The 21,085-nt window shown below is 40.9% G+C and carries 23 protein-coding genes; 15 read left to right on the top strand and 8 right to left on the bottom strand.

Annotated elements, in window-relative coordinates:
* The first annotated feature begins 24 nt into the window (after window positions 1–24).
* Window positions 25–537, top strand: a complete 513-nt coding sequence (locus H625_RS0105710; RefSeq protein WP_026859060.1) for a hypothetical protein — start codon at window positions 25–27, stop codon at window positions 535–537.
* Between the two features lie 48 nt (window positions 538–585).
* Here H625_RS0105710 and H625_RS12665 read toward each other — a convergent pair whose 3' ends face one another.
* Window positions 586–2,034: a YhgE/Pip domain-containing protein gene (locus H625_RS12665; protein WP_051238997.1), complete on the bottom strand. Its 1,449-nt coding sequence runs from the start codon at window positions 2,032–2,034 to the stop codon at window positions 586–588.
* A 220-nt stretch (window positions 2,035–2,254) separates the two neighbouring features.
* On the opposite strand from H625_RS12665, the gene H625_RS0105700 reads away from it, so the two are divergent.
* Window positions 2,255–2,536 (top strand): DUF3219 family protein, encoded by a 282-nt coding sequence (locus H625_RS0105700; RefSeq protein ID WP_026859059.1) that lies wholly within the window; start codon window positions 2,255–2,257, stop codon window positions 2,534–2,536.
* A gap of 4 nt (window positions 2,537–2,540) precedes the next feature.
* Complete coding sequence (locus H625_RS0105695) at window positions 2,541–3,509, top strand: LLM class flavin-dependent oxidoreductase (RefSeq protein ID WP_026859058.1); 969 nt, start codon at window positions 2,541–2,543, stop codon at window positions 3,507–3,509.
* Window positions 3,510–3,570: 61 nt separating this feature from the next.
* On the opposite strand, the gene H625_RS0105690 is transcribed toward H625_RS0105695, so the two are convergent.
* Window positions 3,571–4,749, bottom strand: a complete 1,179-nt coding sequence (locus H625_RS0105690) for an MFS transporter (protein WP_051238996.1) — start codon at window positions 4,747–4,749, stop codon at window positions 3,571–3,573.
* A gap of 202 nt (window positions 4,750–4,951) precedes the next feature.
* Between H625_RS0105690 and H625_RS0105685 the strand changes: the two genes are divergently transcribed.
* The 4 genes from H625_RS0105685 (at window position 4,952) to H625_RS0105670 (ending at window position 7,437) form a co-directional block, all read left to right on the top strand.
* Entirely contained in the window at window positions 4,952–5,545 is a 594-nt protein-coding gene (locus tag H625_RS0105685) for a ribonuclease H1 domain-containing protein (RefSeq protein WP_035785283.1), read from the top strand.
* Between the two features lie 17 nt (window positions 5,546–5,562).
* On the top strand, window positions 5,563–5,970 hold the full coding sequence (locus H625_RS0105680) for a hypothetical protein (RefSeq protein WP_026859055.1): 408 nt from the start codon (window positions 5,563–5,565) through the stop codon (window positions 5,968–5,970).
* A 22-nt stretch (window positions 5,971–5,992) separates the two neighbouring features.
* Window positions 5,993–6,772 carry a Cof-type HAD-IIB family hydrolase gene (locus H625_RS0105675; protein ID WP_026859054.1) on the top strand — a complete coding sequence of 260 codons (780 nt, stop codon included), beginning with the start codon at window positions 5,993–5,995 and terminating at the stop codon, window positions 6,770–6,772.
* 200 nt (window positions 6,773–6,972) lie between these two features.
* Window positions 6,973–7,437, top strand: a complete 465-nt coding sequence (locus H625_RS0105670; protein ID WP_026859053.1) for a Dps family protein — start codon at window positions 6,973–6,975, stop codon at window positions 7,435–7,437.
* A gap of 113 nt (window positions 7,438–7,550) precedes the next feature.
* Here H625_RS0105670 and H625_RS0105665 read toward each other — a convergent pair whose 3' ends face one another.
* The 6 genes from H625_RS0105665 to H625_RS0105640 all read right to left on the bottom strand — a co-directional run bounded on the left by H625_RS0105665 (window position 7,551) and on the right by H625_RS0105640 (window position 12,527).
* Window positions 7,551–8,210: a metal-dependent transcriptional regulator gene (locus H625_RS0105665; RefSeq protein ID WP_026859052.1), complete on the bottom strand. Its 660-nt coding sequence runs from the start codon at window positions 8,208–8,210 to the stop codon at window positions 7,551–7,553.
* Between the two features lie 61 nt (window positions 8,211–8,271).
* Window positions 8,272–9,141 carry a metal ABC transporter permease gene (locus H625_RS12660; protein ID WP_051238995.1) on the bottom strand — a complete coding sequence of 290 codons (870 nt, stop codon included), beginning with the start codon at window positions 9,139–9,141 and terminating at the stop codon, window positions 8,272–8,274.
* The gene (locus H625_RS0105655) at window positions 9,138–10,013 is read right to left on the bottom strand and encodes a metal ABC transporter permease (protein WP_026859051.1); all 876 of its coding nucleotides are present in this window, start codon (window positions 10,011–10,013) and stop codon (window positions 9,138–9,140) included. Before H625_RS0105655 ends, H625_RS12660 begins: the two co-directional genes overlap by 4 nt.
* Window positions 10,001–10,735 carry a metal ABC transporter ATP-binding protein gene (locus H625_RS0105650; RefSeq protein WP_026859050.1) on the bottom strand — a complete coding sequence of 245 codons (735 nt, stop codon included), beginning with the start codon at window positions 10,733–10,735 and terminating at the stop codon, window positions 10,001–10,003. Before H625_RS0105650 ends, H625_RS0105655 begins: the two co-directional genes overlap by 13 nt.
* A 12-nt stretch (window positions 10,736–10,747) precedes the next feature.
* Entirely contained in the window at window positions 10,748–11,671 is a 924-nt protein-coding gene (locus H625_RS0105645; protein ID WP_026859049.1) for a metal ABC transporter solute-binding protein, Zn/Mn family, read from the bottom strand.
* A gap of 136 nt (window positions 11,672–11,807) precedes the next feature.
* Window positions 11,808–12,527, bottom strand: a complete 720-nt coding sequence (locus H625_RS0105640) for an SDR family NAD(P)-dependent oxidoreductase (protein WP_026859048.1) — start codon at window positions 12,525–12,527, stop codon at window positions 11,808–11,810.
* 113 nt (window positions 12,528–12,640) lie between these two features.
* Between H625_RS0105640 and H625_RS0105635 the strand changes: the two genes are divergently transcribed.
* From H625_RS0105635 to H625_RS0105600, 8 genes are all read left to right on the top strand, one after another.
* Window positions 12,641–12,961 (top strand): hypothetical protein, encoded by a 321-nt coding sequence (locus tag H625_RS0105635; RefSeq protein ID WP_026859047.1) that lies wholly within the window; start codon window positions 12,641–12,643, stop codon window positions 12,959–12,961.
* Between the two features lie 16 nt (window positions 12,962–12,977).
* Entirely contained in the window at window positions 12,978–14,279 is a 1,302-nt protein-coding gene (locus tag H625_RS0105630; RefSeq protein WP_026859046.1) for a pyrimidine-nucleoside phosphorylase, read from the top strand.
* 14 nt (window positions 14,280–14,293) lie between these two features.
* Window positions 14,294–15,442: a UTP--glucose-1-phosphate uridylyltransferase gene (locus H625_RS0105625; protein ID WP_026859045.1), complete on the top strand. Its 1,149-nt coding sequence runs from the start codon at window positions 14,294–14,296 to the stop codon at window positions 15,440–15,442.
* Window positions 15,442–16,152: a PAQR family membrane homeostasis protein TrhA gene (gene trhA, locus H625_RS0105620; protein ID WP_051238994.1), complete on the top strand. Its 711-nt coding sequence runs from the start codon at window positions 15,442–15,444 to the stop codon at window positions 16,150–16,152. Before H625_RS0105625 ends, trhA begins: the two co-directional genes overlap by 1 nt.
* Window positions 16,153–16,221: 69 nt before the next feature.
* The gene (gene proC / locus H625_RS0105615) at window positions 16,222–17,022 is read left to right on the top strand and encodes a pyrroline-5-carboxylate reductase (RefSeq protein WP_026859043.1); all 801 of its coding nucleotides are present in this window, start codon (window positions 16,222–16,224) and stop codon (window positions 17,020–17,022) included.
* A 72-nt stretch (window positions 17,023–17,094) separates the two neighbouring features.
* Entirely contained in the window at window positions 17,095–18,645 is a 1,551-nt protein-coding gene (locus H625_RS0105610) for an amidohydrolase (protein WP_026859042.1), read from the top strand.
* Between the two features lie 90 nt (window positions 18,646–18,735).
* Window positions 18,736–19,785 (top strand): Mrp/NBP35 family ATP-binding protein, encoded by a 1,050-nt coding sequence (locus H625_RS0105605; RefSeq protein WP_026859041.1) that lies wholly within the window; start codon window positions 18,736–18,738, stop codon window positions 19,783–19,785.
* Window positions 19,782–20,561 carry a KinB-signaling pathway activation protein gene (locus H625_RS0105600; RefSeq protein ID WP_026859040.1) on the top strand — a complete coding sequence of 260 codons (780 nt, stop codon included), beginning with the start codon at window positions 19,782–19,784 and terminating at the stop codon, window positions 20,559–20,561. Before H625_RS0105605 ends, H625_RS0105600 begins: the two co-directional genes overlap by 4 nt.
* Window positions 20,562–21,085 lie beyond the last annotated feature (524 nt).

Genomic DNA, 21,085 nt, shown 5'->3' with positions numbered 1-21,085 from the left:
ATAAAGATAAGAAGAGGTGTTAAGTTGGCTGACGACCGCGTAATTTATTTAGAAAGAAAAGATGTGCCTAAAAACTATGATCCGAAAGGATTTAATACAAAGCTTTTCGGACTCACAGTGATGGGCGCGTACTTATTATTTATTATTTTTGACATGTCCTATATGACTTTTAATAATACTGAAGAAAGTGCATTTAACCGTGCATATATAGTCGCATTAATAATTATAGTTGGGATTGTACTCGGTTTTATTTTTAAATCCGATAAAGGTGATAAATACTATGAGCTGCATATTGCACCGTCGGGCATGATTATTAAATTTCGCCGCGGGCAGACAGTACTGCCTAAAAAAGATATTACCAATATTACAATTGAACGTGATATTCAGACGGTCATCCGTTTTTATAACGGGGAAGAAATACTAAAAGAACTGAATCATATTTATCTGAACCATGAGCAGTTTGTTAATAGATTAAGAGAGCTCGATTATCCGGTGGAAGACCGGACAGAGGAAGATGAGGACGACAGTCTATTATAAAAAGATGAGAAAAAAGCACTGTACCGCCGGGGTACAGTGCTTTTTAAATTAATACTGAATTCTGCTCAGTTTTCTGATCAGGTTTTCGAATGAAGTAAATTTGAACTTCAGGAAGTTTATCAGCTGCAGTATTATTATGCTGCCGGCCGTAATCGCAATGGTGTAAATAAGTGCATCACCATACGATAAACTGCCTTCAAAACTGAATATCGATTCACGCATTGCCGCGATAACATAACTCATCGGCAGAATAGGGTGAACGGCCTGGTATATCGTCCCGGCAGTTTCAATCGGGAATGTTCCTGCACTCGCCGAGAGCTGAATAATTAAGAAAACTATCGTGATGAATTTACCGATATTTCCTAACAGCGACACCAGCAGCGAGACGAGCAGCAGTGAAGCGAATGCCCACAGAATCATTATGCCGTAAAATTTAAGCGGCTGTTCTATCGGGAAGTCAAACATAAATTGTATAACTGCCGCAACCACAGCAGTTGATATTATTGCCTGTGCTGAGATAATAACCAGTTTGCTTACTGACATTAAAAGTGCGCTCGAATAGTTTTTAGAGCTCCGGTTAATAGGGAATATCACACTGAATGCGACGGCTCCGACAAATAAGCTGACAGCGATAATAAACGGAGCAAAGCTCTGCCCGTAGTTACTCATATTAGTAATTTCACTTTCTGTAACTTCGACAGGGCTGATGATTGATTCAGCATTGTGTTCAGTAAATGAGTAGTCATCCATCGGTGCTGAGCCCTCTGCAACTTCCTGTTCTAGTGCCGCAAGGTTTTCTTCCAGTGACTCTAAACCAGCTGTAATTTCAGCATTGCCCTGTGTCAGCTGGCTGCCTGCCGCACCAAGTGCCGGTGCAGCCTGATCAAGTCCGGCCTGCAGTTCTTCGTTGCTTACACGAAGTTGACCTGCGCCGTCCTCCATATCTGATAAGGCAGTCTCAATATCGTCCGTAGATGCTGCGACTTCAGCGAGGGAGTCCATTAAAGTTGCAGTGTACGTTTCACCAACGGTTTTAGCGATAGCATATGCAACACCTGAACCGCCCTGTGTGCCCATCATACTGCCGACAAAGTTAAAGCCGGGGTTAGTAGTAACGTCGATTGAAATTAACTCAGGGTCTTTATCGAGCAGCGTTGTAGCCTGTTCGGATACATTACCTGCGATATGTATAATTGCGTAAGACGAACCGTTTTCCAAGTTGTCTGTCGCAGTCTCTTGGTCTGTGAACTGCCAGTCAAACTCATTGTTTTCAGCGAGCTCGTTTTCAATTCTTTCACCTACGTTAAGCGGTTCGCCGTTCAGCTCTGAACCTTCGTCTTCATTGACGACGCTTATTTGTATTTCATCGAGCTGATTATAGGGGTCCCACATGGATCCGAGAAAAATTGCAGTGTAGAGTGCCGGAATCGTTGCAATTGCCAGCAGAGAAATAATTAAAAATGGATTTTTGAGTAACTGTTTAATATCACTGAACATTTTTTAAGTCTCCAATCAATTTGTATTTCTATAATGTACGTAATAAAACTGCCCATGTCTAATCATATGTGAAAAAAGCAGCATGTTTAATATTATCGGAAACGCCAAAATCTTTCTCCCCCTAAGGTTACAAAAATTAAAAAAGGGTAATCAAGTTATTAGCAATAGAATATTACGAGTGTTAATATTCTCATTAGCGAATTGAAAGGGATGAAAAGTAATGACGAATGACATTATAGTTTTAGACGATATAACTCTGGATGTAAAAGAGTTAAAAAGAGATGAAGAAGAGGGAACAGTGCGCATTGCATTTGATGTGGCGAGTGAAGATTACCACAACTTATCCGAGCATCTGTACAAGGAAGAATTTCTTGTACGACTCCCCGGTAATAACAATGAAGAATTCAGAGCGAGAATTATAAATTATTCAACATCATTAGATAACTTATATGAAGAAGATAATGTAGGAGAATACCGTATTACTCTGAAAGAGGAAAAATAAGATTATGAAATTAAGCATTCTTGATCAGGCACCTGTTTCTGCAAATATGTCTGTTAGTGAAGCGCTTCATAACAGTGTAAAACTGGCTGTACTTGGTGATGAACTGGGATATACGAGGTTTTGGCTGGCAGAACATCACGGCATGGCCGGCTTATCTTCCAGTGCACCTGAGGTGACACTTGGCGGTATTGGTATGCTGACGGAAAATATCCGCTTAGGCAGCGGTGCGACATTACTGCCGTACTACAAACCATATAAAGTAGCGGAAGTGTTCAATACGCTTGCAACGCTTTACGGCGACCGGATTGATATTGGTATCGGCCGGGCGCCGGGCGGGGATAATAAAGCATCCGAAGCGCTCAGTGATAATTACCTGCAGCATGTTTTTAAAATGCCCGAACTCGTATCGGAGTTAAAAGTTTTTATAAATAACGATGATGAAAGTCTCGAGCCAAAACCTGTACCGGACAGTCCGCCGCAATTATGGATGCTCGGTACCAGCGAGAAAAGTGCGATGTTTGCGCGGGATAATAATATGAATTACTGTTTCGGTAAATTTATGAGCGGCAGTGACCCTCTGAATGTGCTGAGTACATATCGTGAACACAGTGCCGGAGGCGAAGTGATTATTACTGTAAATGTGTTTTGTCACGAAGATGATAAGACAGCCCGCCAGCTGGCATACAGCTACGCGGTCAATCAGGCATTGAAATCAAACGGGCGTGCTTTTAAAGGCGTGCCAAGCGATGAAGAAATGGCAGATATTGAGCTGACGGCAGAAGAGAAAGAGGAAACTGACAATATATTATCGAACTTAATCACCGGTACACCTGACAAGGTTAAGGAAGAACTGACTGAACTTAGTGAAGCGTATCAGGCAGATGAATTTATGATTGTCACAATTACTCATAATATAGAAGATAAATTGAACAGCTACCGTCTGCTTGCAGACTGCATTTTAAAACAGCAATAATATAAAAACCCTCCGGAGAATCTTATTTTAGATTCTCCGGAGGGTTTTTAAACTGCTTATATCAGTCAGCTGTAAAGAGGTTTTTATCTTCAATGAAATGCGTGGCTACCATGCATAATGCACCGAATATCAGCATACCACCTGCAATAAATGTAATCTGCTGATAGCTGAAGTCATTTGACAGAAGGACAGAACCAAGCGATGCACCGACTGCATTCGCAAGGTTGAACACTGAAGCGGCGAGCGTGCCTGCAAGTGCCGGTGCCGTAACTGCAGCAAAGATGATTTTGGCGTTAAGCATCGGTGAAATACCGAAAGTGCCGAGGCCGAACAGACCGGCTGCAATATAAGCGAGATATGGTACCTGCAGCATAAACGTAAAGCCCAAGAGAACAATGGCCACAAATAAAATAACCAGAGTCACAGCACCAGTCAGTTTACCAGGCTGGATACTGCCGGATGAGAAATTGCCGATAACGGCAAAGGTTCCGAACATCAGCATACTGAAGGTGACGCCAAGATCTCCCATATTTGCGATTTCACGCAGCATCGGTTCGAGGAAAGTATAAGCTGTAAAAACTCCTGAATAACCGAAGACTATCGTGATGATAAGCATAATGACGTTTTTATCTTTTAAGGCAGACAGTTCGGAAGAAATTTTTGGAACCTCGCCTGTTCTGTAGTTCGGTGTGACAAAAATCAGACCGATCAGATTAACGACACCAAGTGCCACGATAATCCAGAACACAACACGCCAGTCGAGTACGGCACCAATATAAGAACCGAACGGTACACCAAGCATTACCGCAATAACGAGACCGCCGTTAACGAGTGCAATCGCACTTGTTTTTTTATGAGGTGGTGAAATTGCCATAGCGAGACTCATCATGACACCGAAAAACGGTGCATGCATCGATGCGGATAAGAGACGTGATAAGAGCAGCACTTCAAAATTCGGTGCAGTGGCTGCAATAATATTACTGATGATAAAAATCGATATTAAAATGAGTAGTAATAATTTCGGAGAGAACTTTAAAGTTAACAGCCGGATAACCGGTCCAAACAGAGCGACACTCAGCGCGTATACGCTCAGCAGCAGTCCTGTCGTGGAAACTGCAACATTTAAATCGGCGGCAAATTGAGTGAGCAATCCGGTAACGACATACTCTGTCATCCCGACTGCAAAAGCCCCAATCATAAAGACGGTAATAGTTGTATTTCTTGAAGGATTTTTAAACATACGCGCCTCCCTTTCAAGTTTTCTTTTTATAGCACATAGGAGATGTTAATACACATTAAATTCAATGTCCAGAAGGCTTGCTCAAGAAAGTGTTTTCACATGAAATATCAGTGTATTGAAAATTTTTGGGCTGTATACGGATGGTCAGCTCGTGATACAATTATGAGTGATTTTAAGTGCAGAAATTTACAGGAGGATACATATGGCGAAATTTTATGCGGTAAGAAAAGGCCATCGCCCGGGCATATATAATACATGGGCAGCCTGCGAAAAAGCAGCTAAAGGATTCAGCGGGGCTGAGTTTAAATCATTTAAAACAAAAGCTGAAGCGGAAAACTTTATGAATAATCTTAAAGATGAAAATAAAAAAATACCTGAAGGCGAACTCGTCAGCTACGTGGACGGAAGCTACGATAAAAGGGTGAATAAAGCAGGATTCGGTGCAGTGTTTATCATTAATGATGAAGTGATTCATACAGCAGCTGAAAGTACGCCGGTGGATCCGGATAATAACCTGTGGAATGTATCAGCTGAAATTGGCGGTATTCTGTATGCTGTGAAATGGGCAATTGACAACGGCTATCAGGACATCCATGTGCACTATGATTACGCAGGACTTGAAAAGTGGTACACTAAAGAATGGCAGGCGAAGAATGCTGTGACGCAGCAGTACGTTGCAAAAATGCACGAATATAAAGAACATATTAATATACATTTTTATAAAGTCGCTGCACATACCGGCGTTCGTTTTAATGAGATGGCGGATGAATTGGCGAAACGGGCAGTGAATAACTAGCAGGAAGGATTTCCTATATGTACATATTATTATTTGTCCTGGTGGCGGGACTATTAATTAAATTTGCAATGACCACATTTTTAAATGACGAGAGAATTCACTTTTCATTTGATGAACGCAGATACTTTAGCGATGAGAAAGCAATTGCTAAAATAATGAGACTGAAGCTGGTTAATATTGAACGAGTATTTTTCTTCGTTATGACCGCGGTATTTATCACTGGAGCTCTAATATTTTTCACAGGAAGTATCACGCTCGGCATCTGGCTGTTAATCGGCGTAATTATACTGCAGCTCGTACTCAATATCGTTACAGACTTCAAGCTGTACACTGCCTTTCACGATAAGTCGAATCTGGCAATGACAGTAATCTGGGCCGGCTTAATTATCGGCTTAATTATTTTAACGAATACTTATATACTGTAATTAAAATTAGAAGAGGTGCATTATGTCGAATAGCAAGTTAATATTTTTTGATATCGATGGAACGTTATACAACTCTGATAAACAGGTGCCTGAAAGTGCGAAGAACGCTGTCCGCCAGTTAAAAAATGACGGACATATTGTCGCAATAGCGACAGGTCGCGGACCTTTTATGTATGAAAAACTGAGAGCTGAACTGGGCATTGAAACCTACATCAGCTACAACGGGCAGTACATTGTTTTTGAAGGTGAAGTCATTTACGATAATCCGATCGAGAACAGCACGCTTGAAAAACTCAGTGCCAAGGCGCACAGCAATAATCACCCGGTCGCCTTTTGTGATGAGAAGGATTTAAGAGTCAGTACGAAAGAGCACGAACATGTTAAAGCTGGTATCGGATCTTTGAAACTGGACTTTGAAGTATCAGAAGACAAAGCGTATTTCGAGGGTAATGATATTTATCAGGCGCTCCTGTTTTGTACACAAGAGGAAGAAGCAGAGTATAAATCATCTTATGAAGATGTTTACTTTTTAAGATGGCATGAATTTTGTACGGACGTTATTCCCACTGGCGGTTCGAAAGCTGAGGGTATTAAGACTCTGCTTGATAAAATGAATATTGATATTAAAGATGTGTATGCATTTGGCGACGGGCCGAACGACGTAGAGATGCTCGAGCTAATTGAGAATAGTGTTGCAATGGGCAACGGTGTTTCAGAAGCGAAAGCAGTCAGTAAATACGTAACGGGACACGTTGATGAGGATGGCCTCCATGACGGGCTCAAAAGGACTGGATTATTATAATCCAGTCTTTTTTATGTTTATAAAAAGTATGCCGGGGTATAGCTAAAAGTAGATAAAATTAGATAAACTCTTAATTATAATGATTATAAATAAGAGTTGAAATCTCATTTGATCGTGGTATAATAAAAATACAGATAAGAATTATTCTAAATAATGAGCTTAGACGAAAATTCAATTTATATAAAAGAAAGGTGATTTTAATGGCACAAGTAAAAGAAAAAACACAAGTAATTGAGGTACTTAACAAGCAGTTATCGAACAACACGGTACTATGGACTAAACTTCATAACTTCCATTGGTATGTTAAAGGACCTAACTTCTTCTCATTACACGCTAAATTTGAAGAGTTATACGATGCAACAGCAGTGTACGTTGATGACCTTGCAGAAAGAATTTTAACAATCGGAGGCGAACCGATTGCTAAACTGACAGAAGTACTTGAAGAATCAAGTATTGAAGAAGGCGAATACGGTCTGGATGCTAAACAAATGGTTAAGCAGTTAACTGAAGACTTCGACGTACTGTCAGCAGAACTGAACCAGGGCGTTAAAACAGCAGAAGATGCAGGGGACGACCGCACAGCAGATATGTTCATCGCAATGGCACAGGATATTGAGAAAAATAACTGGATGCTTAAATCTTATTTAGGCGAAGATATTAAATAATATAATATGGTAAGAAAAAATCCGATTCCCCTTTGGGCGTCGGATTTTTTTGTGTATTGCTGGATTTCTATTAAGTGGTGTCATTGGAATCCAGCCTCCACTTAATTTATCAATCACTCAGATTTATCCACCACGAACAAATATTGAGCAATCGTCCGGCTTAATTCAATGTTTTCACCGGTAGTATGGTTAGTAATGTACAGCAGATCGAGAGCTTTATCGCGGTCAGTAATTTGAATGTCGTCTTTGATGTTCAAATTGGCGCGTTTAAAGTGCTGGACTAGTTTTTCTTCATTCAACATTCTCGATACGCTGACAATGTCATCGTTTTTAATATCTGATAAACGGATGGATACTTTTTCCTGCGTATCCATTAATTCTAATGGTATCGCACCGCCGTGAGGGCAGTGCTCGGGATAGCCTAAGTATTTTTCAAGCTGATCGGCTAATATATCACTCGTCGAGTGTTCTAAAACTTCAGCTTCGTTATGGACTTCATCGATATTAAAATCGAGATTTTTAACGAGAAAAACTTCCCACAAACGGTGTTTTCGAATGAGTCTTTTCGCATATTCAGCACCTGCTTCTGACAGCATGCTTCCTTTATATGGTGTGTATTCCACCCAACCTGCTTTAACAAGACTGTTCATCATTTCAGTTACCGTCGGCGGAGATATATTCAGGCGTTCGGCAATTTCTTTATTCGGCACTTGGATTTTCCACGCTCCAAGTTCAAACAGCACCTTTAAATAATCCTCTTTTGTTGGGCTCATTATAACCCTCCATTCACAAAATTCATCTCTAATTATGAAGAACTTTATCGGAACAGGCAAATTAAATTTTTCTGAGCATACGGCGGGTTTTTAAAGTTTTACGAATCCAGCCATTTTTATTGAAAAAGAAGACTGCTAAAAAGGTTACAAGAGATACAGAAGCAACGCTGCCGGATATTGAAATATCGGTAAAGTATCCGAATGAACATCCTAAAAGACTGTTGAAGGCTGCTGTAATTAATGTCAGCCAGATCATATGAGACAGCCGTTTCGTAACCAGATAAGCGGTAATTGCAGGTGTAACGAAAAAGCTGATAACGAGTATCGAGCCGACTGCATCGAATGCTGTCACTGCTGTAACGGAGACAAGCGTCATTAAAATATAGTAGATAAACGTCGTGCTGATACCGGCTGCCGCTGCATAGACCGGATCAAAACTGGTTACTTTTAATTCCTTATAGAATATAAGGACGAATAATATATTGATAATAAAAACAATTGTCAGCTGTACAAGCGCATATGGCAGACTGATGCCGAGCAGTTCAATTCTGTTTAACGGCGCAAACAGCACCTGGCCCATCAGCACAATATCAATATCAAGATGGACGTTATCAGCGTAGCGAGAGACTAAAATAACTGCTGCTGCAAATAAGGCGGTAAAGACGATGCCGATTGCAGCGTCCTGTTTCATCAATCCGGACGCGGTAACCAGTTCTATTAAATAGACAGTAATCAGGCCAATCACTGCAGCTCCGATAATTAGCAGCGGTGAGCGCAGATCATTGGTAATGAAAAATGCGATAACGATACCGAGCAGTATCGTATGGCTGATGGCATCGGTGGTCATAGCCTGGCCTTTTAAGACGAGGAAGACACCGAGCAGACTGGAGGCAAGAGCGGTAACTAAAAGCACTGCAAACACTTCTATCATGCGGCTTCACCCAGCTTTCTTAAACGCTGTCTTTTAACAAGAATTCCTTTAGGCGCAATCAGCATCGAGATTATCACGCATGCACTGAGTGCGAGAATAATTGCCGGGCCCGTCGCAATACCAGTAAATGTTGTTGAGATATACGTACCGATAAAAGCCGATAAACCGCCGGTGGCAGCAGCAACCCTGAGGACAGTAATAAACTTATTCGACCATAGCGTACCGGTAACAGCAGGCGCGATTAAAATATTAACAATCAGTACGGCACCGACTGCTTTCAGACCGACTGCAATAATCATAATTGTCATGGCAAGAACGAGTATATTCATAAATTTAATGCTGATGCCGACAGTACGCGCATAAACAGGATCAAAAGTATAAATTCTAAGCTGCTGATAATATAAAAAGAACAGTATCAGACTAACGGCAGAAGCCGCAATAATTAAATATACATCGCTCTTCAGCATATATGCCGCCTGGCCGAAAATGAAATCATCGATACCCTGTGTGCCGCTGAAATTTGGATTGCCCTGAACGTAACTTTTAAGTGCCATGCCAAGACCGAAAAAACTGGAGAGTACTAAGGCAAGTGCACTGTCGAGTGATATTTTAGATGATCCGGTAATCATATGAATCAGCTGAAAAGCAATGATGCCCAAAATTACAGCACCGACTACAAGAACTGATGTTTCCATAACGTTAAAAAGCATAAATGCGAGCACGACGCCGGGAAATGTCGCATGTCCGATAGCATCACCAATTAAGCTCTGTCCTTTTATCACGCTGATTGAACCGATAACACCTGCGACGGCAGATAAAATAACGGTGCCGAGCGCAACGATAATAAAGGAGTAACTCGTCAGGATGTCCATGGTTCATCACTCTTTTCATAATATGCGGCGTTAATATTCTCTTTTGTCCAAACTTCTTCTACAGGACCCGAAGCGATAATTTCCTTATTTAATATAATGACCCGGTTAAAGTAATCGGGCACTGTATTCAAATTATGATGTACGACTAGAAATGTTTTGCCTTCAGCCTGGAGCTTTTTCATCGTGCTGATAATTAACTTTTCAGTCGTAATATCGATACCCTGAAGCGGTTCATCCATAATATAAATACTGGCATCATGTGCAATTGCACGGGCTAAAAAAACACGCTGACGCTGTCCGCCGGATAACTCAGAGATCTGACGGTTTTTATATTTTGTCATCTTCATTGTTTCGAGTGCTGCCGAAGCAATATCTTTATCTTTTTTATCAGGACGTTTAAATAGTCCTTTATGCACGTAGCGTCCCATTAATACAACATCAAAAACCGTTGCGGGAAAGTCCCAGTTGACCTCGCCTTTTTGCGGTACGTAAGCCACTTGTTTCAGAGCTGATTTATGTGTACTGCCATCAATAAAAGATTTGCCTGAGACGGGTTTGATTAATTTCATAACCGCTTTAATCAAAGTGGATTTGCCGGCGCCGTTTGGGCCGACAATCGCTGTGCGGCTTCCTTTTTCAACATTGATATTTAATTTCCAAATAACGGGCTTATCACTGTAAGCCACACTTAAATTTTTTGTACTGACTGCATATTCACTCATCGCTAATCCCCCTTATTTTAAATGATCCACAATAATATTAATGTTGTGACGGTACATCGTTAAATAGGTATCGCCGGGATTGCCTGCTGCTGCAAGTGAGTCAGATAATAACTCCGTGCCGCTGCCGCTGATGACCTCGACTTCGCCGCCCCCAGCAGCGACGATTTCCTGAAGCCGCGACATGCGGTCGGGATTGGTTGTCGTTTCGACAAATATCGCTTTAATATTATTGTCCGTAATCAAATCAGCTGTTTTTTGTATTTGATTGTTGGATACTTCGCTGTCCGTTGAAAATCCTTGAGGTGCATGAACTTCGATATCGTAACTGCTCTCCAGATAGCCGAAAGCATCGTGCGGTGTAATCAGCATCCGTGAGTCTTCCGGGATTTCATTGATTCGCTCTATTACAAATTGATTCAGCTCATCCAGCTCACGAATATAATTTGCGTAATTCTCTTCATAACGGTTTGCATCATCAGGATTGAATTCAAGCAGCGTATCTTTAACCGCAGTGAACGCCTGTTTGTATAACTCAATATCAAACCAGAAGTGCGGATCGGCAACAATGCCGTCTTCTTCTTTTATTTCTTCCAAGTTTTCATGATTGAAATCTGTTGTAATAGAAATACCGTCGGTCAAAATATCAGCCATGCGTCCTTCAAAATTTAAACCGTGATAAAGCGTAATGTCAGCATTACCGAGAGCGCGTAAATTACTGGCCTTTGGTTCATAAACGTGAGGGTCTTCGCCTGCCGGAATAATCATTTCTGTATTAAAGCCCTGAACATCTTTTTCCAAAACAGCAACCATATCATTGATAAATGTCGTCGTAACAACAAGGTTTGGTTTATCATTTTCAGTTTCAGCACTATCACTGCATGCTGCAAGCGCGGTAAGTAAAAGTATTGTGAAGATGATTGAAAGTGTTTTTTTCATCAGGTGACTCCTTCATATAATCTAATAATATTAGGCTACCCTAAACTTTTATTTTAGTCAAACCGAACTATGTGAGCGGACATAAAAAAGCGTCAGAGAACAAAGGTTCTCTGACGCTTTTAAAAGTATTTAATTATTATTCCGCACTTTGCGGATTAGTTGCCCACATCTCGCTGTTCTTAACGAATGTACGCGGGTGAATTTTCAGCTGATTGACGATAATATCAGCGATATCTTCCGGATGTGTCATCGTTTCCGGATCAAGTGAAGGTTTGCCTATTAAATCAGTCAATACTGCTGACGGTGTTAAATACTGCACGCGTATGCTGTCTTTTCTGACTTCCTGCATTACGCCTTCTGTTAAACCGATAACAGCATGTTTCGACGCGGCGTAAAGTGCACTGCCTGCTGAAGAACGCAGTCCTGATACTGAAGCGATATTAATCACATCGCCTGATTTTTGCTGCTGCATGCCGGGGAGTACTGCTTTCATCATATAGTACATACCGAATACATTGACGTCCATCATCTGGCGGAACATCTCTTCATTGTCTTCGAAAAAGCTGCCGCCGCCCATAACGCCGGCATTGTTAATCAGAATGTCGATTCTGCCGAAATCTTTTAACACTTCATCAACGATATTCTGTACATCTTCTTTAATAGAAACATCACCGCTGATGGCAATAGCTTTTACTTCTTTTTTCTCTAACGTTAACAATGCATCTTTTAAAGTCTCGTTATTACGTCCGACTATTGCAACGTTTACCCCGTTGTCAGCCAGTGCCTGAGCTGTTTTTAAACCGATTCCTTTGGAACCTCCTGTTATCAAAGCAGTTTTTCCGTGTAAATCTTGCATATTAGTCCCTCCACTTTTTAAGTTCATGTTATGAATTGTGTCTTATTTTAAGTATAATGAAGATATTAAAAAGATGAAATGGATATGCCTGTTAACAGAGAGGGGGATTTACTATGGCTGAACGCGGACAGACTAATATTTTTGATGATGTAATTAAAGACGATGAATCTTTTGTCATCGTCGTGCAGGAAGTGCTGGAGAATAAGGGACAGCTGCAAAAGAGAGTTTTACGTGAATACCCGAGCCTTAATCAGACAGCAATGAAGAATTTGTTTGTGCATTTGAAGGATACTTATACTGACGAAAAACACAGTGAAAATGGCACATATTTCGACATAACAGTGTATACTAATGAAGATTATGCGGCTGAGAATATTTATGCGCATACGAAACGCTACAAAAACAAAAAGGAATGGACGGCAACGTCTAAATAAAAGGAGTACTTTACAAATGAGAATGGTAGACATTATCGCTAACAAACGTGACAACAAAGAACTGACTAAAGAGGAAATCGAATTCTTCATTAATGGATATACAAACAAAGAGATTCCTGACTATCAGGCATCAGCTTTATTGATGGCAATTTTCTTCAACGATATGACACCTGAAGAATCGGCTAACCTGACAATGGCTATGGTAAATTCAGGCGATCAAATTGATCTGTCGGCAATTGACGGCATTAAAGTTGATAAACACTCTACAGGCGGTGTTGGCGATACGACAACATTAGTACTTGCACCTTTAGTTGCAGCTCTCGATGTTCCTGTTGCAAAAATGAGCGGACGCGGTCTCGGTCACACGGGCGGAACCATTGATAAGCTTGAAGCATTGAAAGGTTTCCACGTTGAACTGACACAGGATGATTTCGTGAATCTGGTTAACAAAGACAAGGTTGCAGTTATTGGACAATCCGGTAATCTGACACCTGCTGATAAATTAATTTACGCACTGCGCGATGTTACAGGAACGGTAAACTCAATTCCATTAATCGCAAGCTCTATTATGAGTAAAAAAATTGCTGCCGGTGCAGATGCAATTGTCTTAGACGTTAAAGTCGGCGATGGTGCATTTATGAAAACAGAAGAAGATGCTGTGGCGCTAGCTGAAACGATGGTGCGCATCGGTAATAATGTGGGCCGCCGTACGATGGCGATTATCTCGAGTATGGAAGAACCGCTGGGCTACGCTGTAGGTAATGCAAACGAAGTGAAAGAAGCAATCGATACGCTAAAAGGCGAAGGACCGGCTGATTTAACAGAATTATCATTAACGTTAGCTGCACAGATGGCAGTAGTTGGCGGTAAAGCCGATGACCTTGAAGAAGCGCGCCGGATGCTTGAAGCTGTGATTAAAGACGGCAGTGCTTTAGAGAAATTTAAAGTATTCGTTAATAACCAGGGCGGCGACGGGTCACTTGTTGATCATCCTGAAAATCTTCCACAGGCAGAATATCAGTACGATGTTATTTCTGAAGAAGAAGGATACGTTGAAGTGATCGATGCTGAAAACATTGGTGTTGCAGCGTCAATCCTCGGTGCAGGCCGTCAGACTAAAGAAGATGAAATCGATCTTGCTGTAGGCGTTGTACTTGAGATGAAAGTCGGCGATTACGTAAACAAGGGCGATGTACTTGCTAAAATTGCTGCAAACACTGAAGAAGTGGACAGCGTAGTTGAGAAAATAATCTCGAGCTACCATTTAGGTAATAAACAGAAACAGACTAAACTGATCAAACGTATTATTACTGCCTAAGTTAGGAGAGAAAAATGATAAAAAAATGGATTCCTCAATACAGTCAGCTAGAACAAAACGATCAAACAAAAGTAAAAGAACAATTTGAAGCACTCGATATTACAACAATCGAACGTGTTTACTCTGAAACATATATTAATAAAGCAGAAGTGGACTTATCTTCAGTTGAAGAAGCTCCTTATATCCTTAAATCAGAACTTGATATTGAAGCAGTGAGTGAAGCGGCAAACAATGCAGTGCAAAGCGGCGAAGTTGCAGTTGTGCTGATGGCCGGCGGTCAGGGCACGAGGCTTGAACATCCGGGCCCCAAAGGAACATTTTCTTTTGACGGCGTATCATTATTTGAACTGCAGGCAAGACAGATTCTGAGCTTTAAAAATGCACAGGATGAACTGAAAGTTCACTGGTATATTATGACGAGTGATATTAATCATGAAGAAACGCTTGTATTCTTTAAAGAGCACAATTACTTTGCAGTGCCGGTTGAAAACATTCATTTCTTTAAGCAGGAGCACTTCCCGCCGTTAACTAAAGAAGGCAAACTGATGCTGACTGCTAAAAATGATATTATGCTGACGCCTAACGGCAACGGCGGTATTTTCAGTTCATTAAAGAACAGCGGAATGATAGAACAGATGGAAGCTCAGGGTGTGAAACATGTATTTATGAATAACGTCGACAATGTTGTCGTTAAAGTGCTGGACCCGGCATTAGTCGGTCTTCACGTTAGTGAAAACAATGATATTACATCGAAATCAATTACTCCAAAATCGGGTGAGTCAGTAGGCCGTCTTGCGGTAATGAACGGTAACAAAGGTGTCGTCGAATATATGGAACTGCCTGCAGGCAGCGAAGATAAATTTACGAATGCCAATATCGGCATACACATGTACAGCATGGACTTTTTAAATAAAGCAGCTGCCGGCGAAATGCCTTATCACCTGGCATTGAAAAAACTCGAACATCTTGACGACGACTTAAATATTGTTAAGGAAGAAGTATTAAAATTTGAGAAGTTTTACTTCGATGCATTTAAATATGCAGCTAAGCACAATACGCTTCAGGTCGGCAGAACAGGTGAATTTTCACCGCTCAAAAATAAAGCGGGGAATGACAGTATAGAAACTGCATTTAAAGATTTAACTGAAGAAGGACTGATCTAATGACTGAAGAGTCAAAATCAGAGTACAGCAAGTATGGTAAAGAAGAAGTCACTACGAGAATAGAACGCACATTAAAAAATGTTGTTCCGCTGTCATTCGGCGAAGAAGTCGGCAATGCGGTCAGCCACGGTGTTGCTGCGATAATCTTTATTTTTCTGCTCCCGTTTACCGCTGTTTATATGTACGCGGGGGGCGGCTCGATGCACGCATTTGGAGGATCGGTATTTGTTATCAGCATGCTGTTAATGTTTTTGACTTCGACGCTGTATCACTCAATGGAACACAACACGAAACATAAATACGTCATGCGCCTTTTGGATCACAGTTTTATTTACGTAGCGATTGCAGGAACATATACGCCGATTGCACTTTCTGTCGTCGGCGGAACGTTTGGAATCGTCATCCTGATAGTGTTGTGGACTGCGACAATACTGGGGATTCTGTATAAGGTGCTGGCACCTGTCGTCAATGAAAAAGTCAGTTTGGCAATATATTTAATTATGGGATGGTCTGCTGTAGCATTTATTCCTTCTATAGTAAGTGAGACATCGTGGGTATTTATCGGTCTGATTATACTCGGAGGACTTGCCTATACTGGAGGTGCATGGTTTTACGCACAGAAGACACGCAAGTATTTCCATATGATCTGGCATTTCTTCATTATTATTGCAGCGGTTTGCCACTATACAGCGATTGTTTTTTATATCTGATGACAGCTCAAGAGAAGAGTATGGTAATATAAACAACTTACGTATAATAAACTGACCGGGGTGGTAGTTATGAAAATTGTATTTTTTGGCGCCGGCAATATGGCCAGTGCAATATTTACAGGAATGATTGAAAAAGGCATTGTCAAACCAGAGGATATTTATATTACGAGCAAATCAAATCGTGTTGCAGCGATGGAGTTTAAAGAAGAGCTCGGTGTTAATGTGTCGTATGAAGATGAAGAGCTCTGTAAAGACGCAGATTATATTGTGCTCGCAAGCAAGCCGCAGAACTTCAGCGATGTTGCGAAACGTATTCGACCGTATCTGGAAAAGAAAACAAAACTGATTTCAGTAATGGCGGGTATTCATATCTCAACGATTCAAGAAGAAGCAGGTATGGAGAACGCGGTCGCGAGAATTATGCCGAATACGAATGCGATGGTGCAATACTCAGTTAACGGTATTGCATTTTCGGATGACTTCGATAATAGGGACGAGCTGATCGACTTAATGGCGAGTTTTGGTAAAAATGTTGTCGTTGATGAAGATGGTATGGATAATATTACAGCGGCAACGGGTTCCGGTCCGGCATTTCTCTACTATATATACGAACAGTATGCGAAAAGTCTTGAAGAACTCGGTTTCTCAAAAGAGGATGCTGATAAGCTGACAAGAAATCTTGTTATTGGTACAGGAAAAACTTTATCGGAACGTCCTGAATCTTTTGAAAAGCTGCGTAAAGATATTACATCTAAAGCAGGAACGACTGAAGCGGGGCTAGATACGCTCAGCGAATCCAAATTACAGGAAATAATTTTTGAAACTCTAGGCAGTGCGAGAGACCGCAGTATAAAATTAAGTGAACGATAAATGAATCTGAGAATACTTTCATATATAATAATATATGAAAGTATTTTTTTATGAATGAAAGGTATGAGGCTAATGTCGACTTTATATTATAATGGAACAATTTATACGATGGCGGCACCGATGGATACGGTGGAAGCTGTTTTAATACATAACGGAACGGTCGAAAAGACAGGCAGCTATGAAGAATTAAAAGCTGCAGCAGATGAGTTTGTCGATTTAAACGGTAAAACGATGATGCCAGCACTGACAGATGTACACCAGCATCTGGTCATGATCGGCAAAAAACTGGAATTACTGGCGCTGGATGATGTAACAGATATTGGAGAGATGAAGAAACAGGTTAAAGCGTTTAAGACAAACCGGACTTGGAATAACATTCTCGGCTACGATGAAAATAATTTCGAAAATCAATACAAGATTAATATTAAAGAGCTCGATGAGCTGACGGACAAACCGACTTTAATAACACGTATTTGTGCTCATGCCGGTGTCGTAAACTCAGCTGCCTTTGATGCGCTGAATATTACTAAAGATACTGAAAATCCTGAAGGCGGATATTTTGAACGAGATGATCAGGGGGAGCTGACAGGATGGGTTTACGATAAAGCCTTTGAGGAAATGCGTGCAGCAACGGTTGAAGATACGACTGAATCTTTAGGTGAAGATATTGCACGCGGTGTTAAATATTTGCAGTCACTTGGTATTGCGAATGCTCACACGGAAGATCTTGCGTATTACGGAGATTTTAATGTGCCGCTGGATGCGTACTTAAATACACTCGGTAAAGATAAATTGAAATTCAGAGTAAATCTGCTGACACATGAACAGGTTTATGAAGATGTTGTACAGGCGGAAAAAACATACAAAGAAAACTTCGTTGAACGTGACGCAATGAAAATATTTGCAGACGGTGCATTTGGTGCGAAAACTGCACTTGTCAGTGAACCGTATGAAGACTCCGCGGATAAAGGCCTGCAAATCCACACGGTTGAAAAACTGGAGCAGCTGGTTCAGACTGCACGTCGTAACGATGATGCTGTTGCTGTTCATATGATCGGTGACCGCGCGATTGAAATGGTTCTCGATGCTATTGAGAAATATCCTGTTGTAAAAGGTAAGCATGACCGTCTGATTCATATCAGTCTCCTCCGTCCGGATTTAATTGAGCGTATAGCAAAATTACCGGTGATTTGCGATATTCAGCCGACATTCCTGACTTCAGATATGCCGTGGGTAGAAGAATATATAGGCAGTGACCGTGCGCAGTATTTATATCCGTTTAAAACACTTCTAGATAAAGGCGTGATTATGGGCGGTTCATCAGATGCGCCGATTGAGAAAGTAAATCCCTTTCTCGGCATTCATGCACTGATGACGCGTGAAGATAAGGGAGCGGTATATAATCCGGAACAAATTATTTCACGATTTGATGCATTTAAAATGTATACGGTTGAAGCGGCTAAAATTGTCTACAGAGAACAGGTGCAGGGAAAAATAGCAGAAGGCTATTTCGCGGACTTTATCGTGCTGGACAGAGATGTTATGACGGTCAGTCCGGATGAAGTCAAAGAAACAAAAGTATTGAAAACTGTTATCGACGGGGAAATCGTTTTTGAAATGTAACCGGAAATTCACTTTTCGAATATATTAGTGACTATGATGTTGTGTTATTATTAACAGTAATGGAATCAAGTCGAATGAAGGAGCATATACATGATTACTGAAAGCCAGGTAAGAGAACTAGTTGGAAATTTGGAAGACCCGATTTTAAATGTCCCGATCAGTGAGACTGAGGGGATTATAGAAGTCAGTATTAAAGAAGAGAAAAAACACGTCAGTGTTAAAATAGCAATCGGCCGCGAAGGCGGTCAGGAACAGCTCGAACTGCAGATGAAAATTGTTGGACTGTTGAAAGAAGAAGGCGCAGACAGTGTCGGTCTTCGTTTTGAAGAACTGCCGGACGAGACGATTGAAAAATTCAGATCATCACGCGGCAGCGCGATGGAGCGCGGCTTTACACTCGGTAAAACAGAATTTATTTCTGTAGCTTCAGGTAAAGGCGGAGTGGGTAAATCAACAGTCGCAGTTAACCTTGCGGTTGCCCTTGCACGAGAAGGTAAAAAAGTCGGCTTAATTGATGCTGACATATACGGTTTCAGTGTGCCGGACATGATGGGTATTACAGAACGTCCGGAACTCGACGGTGAAACAATTATTCCCGTTAAAAGATTTGGTGTTGAAGTCATTTCAATGGCTTTCTTCGTTGAAGAAAATACACCTGTTATATGGAGAGGACCGATGCTCGGTCAGATGCTGACAAGTTTCTTTGAAGAAGTGAAGTGGGGAGACCTTGATTATCTGCTTCTTGACCTTCCGCCGGGAACTGGTGATGTAGCGCTCGATATTCATCAGATGCTGCCGCACAGTAAAGAAATTATCGTTACAACACCGCACCCGACAGCTGCCTTTGTTGCAGCAAGAGCTGGAGCGATGGCGCAGCATACAGATCACGAGATTATTGGTGTGGTCGAAAACATGAGTTATTTTGAAAGTAAAGAAACAGGCAACAGAGAATATATCTTCGGTAAAGGCGGCGGTCAGAAACTTGCCGAAGAATTAAATGCACCATTACTAGGCCAGCTTCCGCTCGGTCAGCCTAAATGGAACGAAGAAGACTTCGCACCGTCAGTATACGAAAATGATGAAATTAGTGATGTGTATACTGAAATGGCGAAGAAAGTGATCGGAGGCACCGCTGAATGACGTCGAAGTATTTAGTTAAGTTCTATTTTGTTACCTTAATGATTGGTGCGGTTATTACTACCGCAATCAGTCTGGTAACAGAATACGATACTGTTACAAAGTATTTATTCCAGGGACAGTTCGGTGACTTCTTTGCTGGATTTGTATTTCTGGTCGGTTACGGACTATTAATAGCAACCGTCAGCCAGGTCGTTTTCTACATATACTTATTCATCCATCCATTAGGCATGGGGATATTTAGAAAAGCATGGCCGTATGTCCAGCTCCTTCTAATAATGTATGCAGTTTTTGATTTATTCTATCTGCGCTTTAGACAGGTAGGCATTGACCACGGTTCCACATGGTCGTTTATATGGATTCCTATTATAATAGTACTGGCCGGAGTCGGCTTTGCTTATTACAAGAATAAAATTACAGCAGCGAATGTTTTCATATCTTCATTGTTCTTTATGATTTTTATGACTTCACTGACACTGATTCCATTTATATCAGTAGAAGACACTTCGTGGATTTACCGTTCTGTATTTACAGTAATACTGACGAATGCATACCAGCTGATCAGATTGCCGAAGTATATAGAAGACTCTAAAAAAGAAAAAGAACAAAGAGGCCGTGTCACAAGAAGTGATATTAACGATCAGAAACGAGCTGAGTTCAAAAAAGAAGCAGAAGAAAAACGTGCAAAAGAAGAAAGTCAGATTAAAGCGCGTGAGAAAATGGGATACAAAAACAAGACGAGACAAGCAGTGAAGCAGGATAAGAATAAGAAAAACTGAATTAACCTGCAGAAGTGAAAATAATAAAATGAACAGAAAAGGCGCAGGACCAACGTTCTGCGCCTTTTTATATAAAATAATTCTAGATAAATGAATAAAAGCATTGACGTTTAACTATGAGCTTGGTAAGATATAGAAGTTGTCAAAAGACGACGCAACAAAAACTTAACAGACTTTAATAAGATGTTAAAAAATACTAATAATCTGTTGCGTCTGTAAAACAGACGTGTTATGATATGTAAGTCGTCCAAAGGCGACACAACATCACTTAACAAACGCTTGAAATTAAGTGTTGCATCTGATAATCGGATGTGCTAAGATATAAAAGTCGTGTCAAACACGATGTAATCAAAACTTTATAATCTTAACAAAAACTTAATAAAAGCTGTTGCATCTGTAAAACAGACATGTTAAGATAACTAAGCAGTCAACGAGATTGCAAGCACCACACAAAACTTTACAAGAGAACATTGAAAACTGAATGACAATATGTCAACGTTTTAATTCCGAATGAAAAAGTCTTC

The organism is Jeotgalicoccus psychrophilus DSM 19085 (genome assembly GCF_000425845.1).
GTDB lineage: Bacteria > Bacillota > Bacilli > Staphylococcales > Salinicoccaceae > Jeotgalicoccus > Jeotgalicoccus psychrophilus.
Note: the sequence above shows the minus strand (reverse complement) of the source record. Positions and strands in the feature narration are given on the sequence as shown.